General features: G+C 71.0%; 9 protein-coding genes. 4 read left to right on the forward strand and 5 right to left on the reverse strand.

Annotation, left to right across the window (positions count from 1 at the left end; translation table 11 throughout):
• Positions 1 to 330: 330 nt before the first annotated feature.
• Both AB0E94_RS52020 and AB0E94_RS52025 read right to left on the reverse strand, forming a co-directional pair.
• Positions 331 to 987: a response regulator transcription factor gene (locus tag AB0E94_RS52020; protein ID WP_360344157.1), complete on the reverse strand. Its 657-nt coding sequence runs from the start codon at positions 985 to 987 to the stop codon at positions 331 to 333.
• Entirely contained in the window at positions 984 to 2,357 is a 1,374-nt protein-coding gene (locus AB0E94_RS52025; RefSeq protein ID WP_360344160.1) for a histidine kinase, read from the reverse strand. The genes AB0E94_RS52020 and AB0E94_RS52025 overlap by 4 nt, the downstream gene beginning before the upstream one ends.
• Positions 2,358 to 2,498: 141 nt before the next feature.
• Between AB0E94_RS52025 and AB0E94_RS52030 the strand changes: the two genes are divergently transcribed.
• From AB0E94_RS52030 to AB0E94_RS52045, 4 genes are read left to right on the forward strand one after another with little or no spacing between them, the layout of a single operon-like run.
• Positions 2,499 to 3,065, forward strand: coding sequence for a hypothetical protein (locus AB0E94_RS52030; RefSeq protein WP_360344163.1), 567 nt, complete (start codon positions 2,499 to 2,501; stop codon positions 3,063 to 3,065).
• Complete coding sequence (locus tag AB0E94_RS52035; RefSeq protein WP_360344166.1) at positions 3,062 to 4,144, forward strand: efflux RND transporter periplasmic adaptor subunit; 1,083 nt, start codon at positions 3,062 to 3,064, stop codon at positions 4,142 to 4,144. The genes AB0E94_RS52030 and AB0E94_RS52035 overlap by 4 nt, the downstream gene beginning before the upstream one ends.
• On the forward strand, positions 4,141 to 4,809 hold the full coding sequence (locus AB0E94_RS52040; protein ID WP_360344169.1) for an ABC transporter ATP-binding protein: 669 nt from the start codon (positions 4,141 to 4,143) through the stop codon (positions 4,807 to 4,809). Before AB0E94_RS52035 ends, AB0E94_RS52040 begins: the two co-directional genes overlap by 4 nt.
• A complete protein-coding gene (locus AB0E94_RS52045; RefSeq protein ID WP_360344172.1) occupies positions 4,806 to 6,002 on the forward strand; it encodes an ABC transporter permease in 1,197 nt (398 codons plus the stop codon). Before AB0E94_RS52040 ends, AB0E94_RS52045 begins: the two co-directional genes overlap by 4 nt.
• Here AB0E94_RS52045 and AB0E94_RS52050 read toward each other — a convergent pair.
• From AB0E94_RS52050 to AB0E94_RS52060, 3 genes are read right to left on the reverse strand one after another with little or no spacing between them, the layout of a single operon-like run.
• Positions 5,977 to 6,735: an ABC transporter permease gene (locus AB0E94_RS52050; RefSeq protein ID WP_360344175.1), complete on the reverse strand. Its 759-nt coding sequence runs from the start codon at positions 6,733 to 6,735 to the stop codon at positions 5,977 to 5,979. The genes AB0E94_RS52045 and AB0E94_RS52050 overlap by 26 nt on opposite strands.
• Complete coding sequence (locus tag AB0E94_RS52055; RefSeq protein WP_360344178.1) at positions 6,732 to 7,736, reverse strand: aliphatic sulfonate ABC transporter substrate-binding protein; 1,005 nt, start codon at positions 7,734 to 7,736, stop codon at positions 6,732 to 6,734. The genes AB0E94_RS52050 and AB0E94_RS52055 overlap by 4 nt, the downstream gene beginning before the upstream one ends.
• Positions 7,737 to 7,780: 44 nt before the next feature.
• Positions 7,781 to 8,677 (reverse strand): ABC transporter ATP-binding protein, encoded by an 897-nt coding sequence (locus tag AB0E94_RS52060; protein WP_360344181.1) that lies wholly within the window; start codon positions 8,675 to 8,677, stop codon positions 7,781 to 7,783.
• Positions 8,678 to 9,424: the final 747 nt, after the last annotated feature.

The following is a 9,424-nucleotide window of genomic DNA, read 5'->3' on the forward strand; positions in this document are numbered from 1 at the left end:
TCCTGTCTCGACAAACCGGAACCTAAGGCCTGCAACGGCGTGCGCCTGTCTAAACCCCTCAAACCACCCACACATACGACCGGAGAGCCTGAAAACCGTGCAAGATCGCTGCCAGCGTGAAGAGGCGTGCAAGATCGGACACACCCCGACGTGAAGAACCATGCAAGATCACGGCCAACACGGAGAACCGTGCAAGATCCATAGGGCCGGGCGGGTGCGAATCAACCGCGAATGCGACATAACCGCTCGCGATCGGGGTAGGGCGGAGAATCGTGCAAGATCTCCGGGGTTTGGGCGCCCCTGTGGTGATCGCTCGGCTCTGTCCGGGGTTTACGGGTGGACCAGGCCGCACTCGTAGCCGAGAATCACCGCCTGCACGCGGTCTCGGAGTCCGAGCTTCGCCAGGATGCGGCTTATGTGGGTTTTCACGGTTCCCTCGGAGACGCTCAGACCGATGGCGATCTCCGCATTGGACAGTCCGCGGGCGATCAGGACGAGCACCTCACGCTCGCGGGCGGTCAGCGTCGAGAGCCGGCTGTCCGGGCGGGCCGGTGGCGTTGCCGGGGCGTTCACGAAATGTGCGATCAACCGGCGGGTGGCGCTCGGTGCGGTGACCGCCTCCCCGGAGACCACCACCCGGACCGCGGCGATCAGGTCGTCGGCGAGGGTGTCCTTGAGCAGAAAACCACTGGCCCCGGCCCGCAGCCCGGCGAACAGATAGTCGTCCAGGTCGAACGTCGTCAGGATGATCACCTTCGGCGCCGGGCAGAGCGCCCGGATCCGTTCGGTGGCGGTGATCCCGTCGACGCCGGGCATCCGCACGTCCATCAGAACCACGTCCGGCCGGGTCCGGGCGGTCACCTCCAGCGCGGCGGCCCCGTCTCCGGCCTCACCGACGACCTCGATGTCGCCGGTCTCGTCCAGGATCATCCGGAACCCGGTCCGCACCAGAACCTGATCATCCACCAGCACAACCCGGATGCTCATGAGTCACTCACCATCCGCACCGCCGAATCATCCCCGACCGCCACATCGCCAACCGCCGCAGCGGAAGGCGCGCCGCCGGAAGGTGCGGGGGTGGAGGGTGCGGGAGTGGAGGTGGCGGAGGGGGCGGCGAGGGTCGGGGTGGGGGGTTTCAAGGGCAGGCAGGCCAGGACCCGGAAACCGCCGCTGGTCAGAGGGCCGGTCTCCAGCGTGCCGTCGAGGAGGCGGACGCGTTCGGCGATGCCGCGCAGGCCGTTTCCGGTGGCGTCGAGCAGGCGGGGCGGTGGGCGGCGACCGTCGTTCGACACCTCGATCTCCAGCAGGTCCGGGTGGTAGCCGAGCCGCACCCGGGCCGCCGCGCCCGCGCCCGCGTGTTTCAGCGTGTTGGTCAGGGCCTCCTGCGCGATCCGGTACGCCGACAGGTCCACCCCGGCCGGCAGCGGGACCGGATCACCGTCGACAGTGAACGTGACTGCCGTGCCGGCCGACCGGATCCGGTCGATCAGCTCGGGCAGGGCGTCCACACCCGGCTGTGGGGCCAGCTCCGGCTCCTCGCGGACGATGGCCAGCAGGCGCCTCATCTCGGCCAGAGACGACCGGCCGGTGGTGACGATGTCACGGAGCGCGGTCTCCGTACGGTCGGGATGTCTTTTCAAAGCCGCAGCCGCCCCCTGTGCCTGGACCACCATGACCGACAGCCCGTGGGCGACGACGTCGTGCAGCTCGCGAGTGATCCGGGCCCGCTCGGCGGCGGTGGCGAGCGCGACCCGCTGCCGCCCCTCCCGCTCGAGATCGGTGGCGCGCCGCTCCAGGATGCGCAGGTGGATGCGCCGGCCGCGCAGATTGTCGCCGAGCAGATAGGCGGCGGCGAGCGCCAGCAGCAGGCCGCTGCTCTGGAGCAGCCGGTCGTCGAAGCCGCGCACCTCGGGCTGCGGCATCGGGATCATCGCCCGCTCGGCATGGACCGCGATGCCCCGCGTGTCGATGGAGAACTGGGCCGTGTCGCCGGCCGGCCACGGCAGGGTCAGGCTCAGCACGACGATCACCGCCATCAGCGAGCCGCAGGTGATCGCACCGACCCGGCGTCGCCTGTCGTCGGCGGCGGCCAGCGCGAACAACGCGATCAGCACCGTCAGGTCGAGCGCCTCCACACCGGACGGCTCGGGCACGTGGTGGCCGAAAGCACCGATCGCGGTGAGAACGACCGCGGCGAGCGGCCAGTGCCGGCACAGCAGCAGGCCGACGACCATGATCAGCGTGAACGTGTACCACCTGTCGAGGTCGTCGCTCAGCTCCTCCGCCGACACGGCGGTGAGGACGATCGCGACCACCAGGTCGACCGCCAGCCACGCCAGGCCCTTCATCCAGGACATTCGCTCAGTTTAAAGAGCCGCCGGCCCCGTGCCGTCACCCCGCGGTCAGACCCGCCCGTCATACCGTGGGCATACCCGGGCGGCCCGGAATCCGACCGTTCGCGGACGATCCGGGGGACCCCGCGGGCCAGCCTGACTGCCATGAGAATCGTCATGAGATGCATCGCGGCGGCCACGCTCGTCGCGCTGTCCGCCTGCGCCCCCGGGGCCGCCGAGGATCCGTCCGCCGCCCCGTCGTCGTCGATGTCCGATGCCGACCTGCTGACCCTGGGCAAGCAGATCGTCCAGTGCATGCGCGACAACGGCATCCCGGACGTGCCGGAGCCGTTCGTCGAGGAGCACCGCCTGAAACTGCCGGAAGGCGAGCAGGAGGCGCTCGAGGACAAGTACAGCGACGAGGTGTTCGACAACGCGCGAACCGCCTGCCAGGACCTGTACGACAAAGTGCCGCAGGGCGCCATCGACCAGGAGCCCGAGGAGGGCGCCGGCCAGGGCCCCGGCCCGGAGGACGTCGACGCGCTGCGAAAGTTCGCCCAGTGCCTGCGCGACAACGGCGTACCGGAATGGCCGGACCCCACCTCCGACGGCAAGTTCCCGCTGGTCGGCACCCCGCTGGAGAAGGAGAACCCGAAGGACTCGCCGAGACTGAGGAACGCCCTGGAAACCTGCCGGGAGCACTGGTCCGGCCCGATCTCGATCGGCAAATGACCGTGCGGCGCAGAAGCCGGCTGATCGCCGGATCCCTGACCGGCGTGGTGGTGGCCGCCGGTGTGCTGGTCACCGGCTGGACCCTGACCACCGAACCGGAAGCCGCCGCCGGCGCCACCGAGGTGCCGACCGAGACCGCCGAGGTGACCCGCGGATCGGTCAGCCAGCGGTTCCGGCTGTCCGGCACGTACGGCTTCGACGGCACCTACTCGGTCGTGCACCGCGGCCCGGCCGGAGTGCTGACCGGAATCGCCCCAGCCGGCGCCCGGGTGGCCCGCGGCGGCGTCCTCTACCGGGTCGACGGCACGGCGGTCCGGCTGCTCTACGGCGACATCCCCGCCTACCGCGACCTGAACCTCTGGACCACCGACGGCGAGGACGTCCGCCAGCTCGAACGCAACCTGCGCGCCCTCGGCATGGACCCCGGCCACGAGATGACCGTCGACACCGACTTCACGGCGGCGACCGCGGCCGCGGTGAAACGCCTCCAGAAGAAATGGGGCGTGACCCGGACCGGCAGCCTGACCCTCGGCACCGTGGTCTTCCTGTCCGGCGAGATCCGGGTCGGCGGGACCACCGCGTCCGTCGGCGCCGGCGCCGGCCCGGACCAGCCGGTGCTGACCGGCACCAGCACGAGACGAGTGGTGACGGCGGCGGTCACCGCCGAACGGCAGAACCAGCTGAAACCAGGCGACGAGGTGGCCTTCACCCTGCCCGGCGGCATCAAGGCCAAAGGCGCGGTGGTACGGGTCGGAAAGGTGGCCACCGCGGCGACCGACGGCGAGGGCAACCCGCAGCAGGCCACCGTCGACGTGACCATGAGCATCGAGGTGCCCGCCGGAACACCCGACTACGACCAGGCGTCGGTGCAGGTCAGCCTGGCCACCGCGGTCCGCGAGAAGGTGCTGACCGTGCCGGTGTCGGCGCTACTGGCCCGGCCCGGCGGCGGCTACCGGGTGAAACTCGCCTCCGGCACGTACGCGGACGTCGAACCCGGCCTGTTCGACGAGGTCACCGGGCTCGTCGAGGTGTCCGGCGGAGTACAGGCCGGCGACCGGGTGGAGGTGCCACAACAGTGACCGCCGCCCTGGAACTCGTGGACGTGCGCAAGACGTACCCAGGAAGCCCGCCCGTCGAATCGGTCCGCGGCGTCGACCTGACCGTGCACAGCGGCGAAATGGTCGCCGTCGTCGGACCGTCCGGATCAGGCAAGAGCACCCTGCTCAACCTGGCCGCCGGCCTGGACCGGCCGACCTCCGGCTCGGTCCGCATCGCCGGCGAGGCCCTCGAGAAACTGAGCGAACGCCGCCTCGCCGGCCTCCGCGCCCACCGCCTCGGCGTGGTGTTCCAGCAGTTCTTCCTGCTCGACCACGCCGACGCCCGGGACAACGTGGCAGCCGGCCTGCTCTACCGCGGAGTGCCCGCCCGCCGGCGCCGGGCCGCCGCCGAACAGGCCCTGGAACAGGTCGGGCTCGGCCACCGGATGCGGCACCGGGCCCGGCTGCTGTCCGGCGGCGAACGGCAGCGGGTGGCCATCGCCCGCGCGCTGATCGGCCGCCCCGCGGTGCTCTTCGCCGACGAGCCGACCGGAAACCTGGACTCAGCGAACGGCGACGCCATCCTGCAACTGCTCCGCGACCTGAACCGGGACGGCGCCACCATCGTCGTGATCACCCACGACACCCACGTGGCCGCCGCCGCCCAGCGCCAGGTCACCATCCTCGACGGAAGGGTGGCGTCGTGAGCAGCCCACTGTCCCGGCTCCGGCTCGCCGACCTGCTGCCGGTCGCCACCATCGGACTACGGACCCGGCCCGGCCGGGCAGCCCTGTCGGTGCTCGGCGTGGCCATCGGCATCGCCGCCATGGTCGCCGTGCTCGGCGTGACCCGGTCCAGCCAGGCCGAAGTGCTCGCCCGGCTGGACCGGCTCGGCACCAACCTGCTGACCGTGGCCAGCGCCGAACCACACGGCGGCGACGAGACACAACTTCCGGACAACGCCGGGACGTCGGTCGCCCGTACCGAAGGAGTCGTCGCCGCATCGGCGACCGCGCAGCTGAACGACCTCGCCGTCTACCGCACCGATCTGGTCCCGGCCGCGCACCGCGGCGGCCTCGACGTCCGCGCCACCGACACCGCCCTGCTGTCCACCCTGGACGCCGCCATGCTGCACGGCGTGTTCCTCGACGAATCCACCGCGAACTACCCGGTGGTGGTCCTCGGCTACAAAGCGGCCACCGTGCTCGGCATCGCCGGCCTCACCGGCGACGACCGGATCTGGCTCGGCGGCCGCTGGTTCGTCGTGGTCGGCATCCTCGACCAGGTCGAACTGGCGCCGGAGATCGACCGGGCCGCGCTCGTCGGATTCGGCGTCGCCGCCTCCGACCTCGGCTGGGACGGACACCCCAGCCGGGTGTACGTGCGCACCGACACCACCCGTACCACCGAAGTGGCCGGAATGCTCCCACGTGCCGCGAACCCGCAGGCCCCCAGCCGGGTGACGGTCAGCCGCCCGTCCGACGTGCTCTCCGCCCGGCTGGCCGTCGCCGACGCCACCACCTCGCTCTTCCTCGGCCTCGGCGCGGTGGCCCTGCTCGTCGGCGGCATCGGCATCGCCAACGTCATGGTCATCTCGGTGCTCGAACGGCGCGGCGAAGTAGGCCTGCGGCGGGCGCTGGGCGCGGCCCGTCGGCACGTGGCCGCACAGTTCGTCGTCGAGTCGGTGCTGCTCGGCGCGGTCGGCGGCGGAACCGGCGTGCTGCTCGGCGCCGCCGTCACCGTGGCCCTCGCCCAGAACCGGGGCTGGCAGCCGATCATCCCACCCGAAGCAGCCGGGCTCGGCCTGGCGGCCGCACTGCTGGTGGGCACGGTCGCCGGCCTCTACCCGGCGCTGCGGGCAGCCCGGATGGCCCCTACCGAGGCGCTGCGGACGGCGTGAACGTGACCAGACCCAGCAGCGTGTCGCTGAGCTTCCCGATCAGCGCCAGCAGAATGATGGCCAGCAGCATCACATCGGTACGCCCGGTGTTCTGGCTGTCGATCAACAGGAACCCCAGCCCCATCGACGACGCGATCAGCTCCGCCGCCACCAGGAACAGCCAGCCCTGCGCCAGCCCGAGCCGCAACCCCGACAGGATCGCCGGAGTCGCAGCCGGAAACAGCACGGTACCCAGCAACGACAGCCCGGACCGCCCGTACGCCCGCCCGACCTCGACCAGATGCGGATCGATGTGCGACAGCGCCGCCGACACGGTGGTGTACACCGGGAAGAACGCGCCGATCGCCACCAGCACGATCTTCGGGGTCTCGCCGATACCCAGCCACAGCAGCAACAACGGCACCCAGGCCAGCGACGGCACCGCCCGGACCGCCTGCACCGTCGGCGACAGCACGGCGTTCGCCGCCCGCGACAACCCGACCAGCCCGCCCAGGGTCAGCCCGAGCACCGACCCGACCGCGAACCCGATCAGCACCCGCTGCGTGCTGATCGCCACGTGGTGCCACAACTCGCCACGGCGCAGCAACTCGCCCAGAGCGGACAGCACCTCGGCGGGCGGCGGCAACTGCGCCGCCGAATAGACCCCCGCCGCGGCGACCAGATGCCACCCGACCAGGATCACCGCCGGAAGCACAGCCCCGGCGGTGATCCGGCCGATCCGTGGCAGCGTCACGAAACGACCCGGGCGGTCGCGAACCTCGGCTCGAACAACGTGTCGATCGCCGTCCGCGCGTCCGCCTCGCTCTTCACGTTGGCGTCCGCGACCAGCACCGGCAGGATCTTCTCGAACACCGCCTTCTGCGCGGCGCCCGGCACCGGATCGACGTCGAGCACGGTCCGCTCGGTCAGCACCGCCTTAGCCACCGGCTCGGAGATCTTCGCCTCCCTCGCGTACAGCGCCACCGCCTGGTCCGGGTTCGCCTTGATCCACTGACGGGCCTTCTCGTACGCGTTCACCACCGACTGCGCCAGATCCGGGTGCTCGGCCAGGAACGCCTCCCGCGCGTTCAGCACGCCGTACGAGTTGAACGCCACATTCCGGTAGAGCAACCTGGACCCGGCGTCCACCTCGGACGTCGCCATCAGCGGGTCGAGGCCGGCCCACGCGTCGACGTCACCGCGCTCCAGCGCCGTCCTCCCGTCGGCGTGCTGAAGATTGGTCACCGTCACATCAGCCGGTTTCAGCCCGGCCTCGTCCAGCGCCTGGAGCAGGAAGAAGTACGGGTCCGTACCCTTGGTCGCCGCGATCCTCTTGCCCTTGAGCTGCGCAACCGACGTGACCGTGGAACCCTTCGGCACCACGATCGCCGCCCACTCCGGCTGGCTGAACACGTCGATCGTCTTGATCGGCGACCCGTTCGCCCGCGCCACCAGCGCCGCCGCACCCGCCGTCGAACCGACGTCGATCGCGTCCGCACGCAGCGCCTCATTGGCCTTGTTGCTGCCCGCCGACAGCTGCCAGCTGACCGTCACACCTTTGCCGGCCAGCTCGGTCTCCAGCCACTTCTGCTCACGCAGCACGAGGCTGGCCGGGTTGTAGTAGGCGTAGTCGAGCCGCAGCGCGACCGACTTCGTGCCGTCGGCGTTCGCGGCGGGCGCATCCTCACCCTGCACACAGCCGGCCAGCAGAGCGGTCGCGGCGGCTGCCGCGAAAACGGCCCGCAAGATCTTCATATCGGGGGTCCTTCCAGGGGGATTCGTTGCGGTTGTGCGGTGGTTCAGGAGGCAACGGCAGCGGCGGTACGGACACCGAGCTCAGCCAGCAGCACGGAGCGAAGTGCGGCGAGCCGGGCGTCGCCGCGGTCCCGGGGGCGGGCGCCGGGGACGTCGAGCACCAGCCGGATCGAGGCGGCGTCATCCACAGCGCGGGGTTGTCCACAGGCGGCCGAGCGAAGAGTCCCGATCTCGACCACACTGTCCTGTGGGGGCTCCCCCTGGGAGGGCGGGCTGGCGCTTGCGGCGGTGCCGGGTGCGGACGGCCCGGCGCCCAGCAGTACGACCCGGTCCGCCAGGTGCAGCGCCTCGTCCACGTCGTGGGTGACCAGCAGCACGGTCGTCCCGGCCGTACGCTGCACCTCGGCCAGCAGATCCTGCATGCGCAGCCGGGTCAGCGCGTCAAGCGCCGCGAACGGCTCGTCGAGCAGCAGCACGCCGGGCCGCCGGGCCAGCGCGCGGGCGAGCGCGGCCCGTTGCGCCATGCCGCCGGACACCTGCCGGGGCCGGTGCTTGGCGAACTCGGCGAGCCCGACGACGGAGAGCCAGTGCGCGACCTCGGCGCGGGCCTGGTCACCTGTCACATCCCGGGGCAGGCCGTAGGCGACGTTGCGCTCGATGGTGCGCCAGGGCAGCAGCCGCGGTTCCTGGAAGACGACCGCGCAGCGCGGCTCGAAGGCGCGCACCGGCTGCCCGTCGACGAGCACCCGCCCCGAGGTGGGCGTGTCGAGCCCACCGGCCAGGCGTAGCAGCGTCGACTTGCCGCAGCCGGACGGGCCGAGCAGGGCGACGACCTCACCCGCCGCGACGGTGAGGTCCACCCCAGCCAGTACGGCCCGCCGCCGCCCGCTCGTGGTGAACTCCTTGCCGGCGCCGGAGATCTCCAGGGGCACTGCGCTCATGCCGCGCAGCATACCTATTAATCCTATTGAATTACTAGAGTGTGTGGGTATTCAGGTGGCCCGTCTCCGGGGCTTGACCGGCCTGGCGTGTCCACTGCGGCCGGAGTCCGCGAGCAGCAATGACCCGGACCTGCCTGGTTCCGGCGGTCGTCCGTGACCAGCGCCGGTCATGAGTCGCCGAACGGCGACAGTGGCCCCGCCGCGAGATCTTGCACGAATGCACACCTCCGGGCCGATCTTGCGGCCATCTACACGCCCCGGTGCTGGCGGATCTCGTGAAGCTGAACATGTGCCCCGGCATGAAGAAGCGTGCAAGGCCGCCACCGCGAAGTGGATCTTGCAAGCTGGCACGCGCCCCGGAAGCTTCTTCAAGGCTCTCGCCGTATCCGCGGCCAATCCCTCTGCTGTGCGATGTTCTCCCGCCGACCCTTCGGGCTATCGCGCCGGCCACGCTGGCGACTGGGTCGTCGGCTTGATGTCTGGAATGTCGCATTCGCCGAGGATTCGGCCTCGGCCAGCCGTGTAGATCTTGCACGGTTCTTCACGTCTGGGGGTGGTTTGTCGTGCAAGGTCCACTGCGCCGGGGAGACCTTGCAGCTTTCTTCCCGTCAGGGCATGGAAAGGGCTGCAAGATCGGCGCGAGCATGGAAAGTCGTGCAAGATCCGCGTGGCGGAGGCGGCGTGGCGGGGGCGGCGTGGGGGCAGCTGAACGCCGCCACCGACACCGTCCGCCACACCCGCGGCGCG

Source organism: Actinoplanes sp. NPDC026670 (assembly GCF_040638175.1).
Classification (GTDB): Bacteria; Actinomycetota; Actinomycetes; order Mycobacteriales; family Micromonosporaceae; genus Actinoplanes.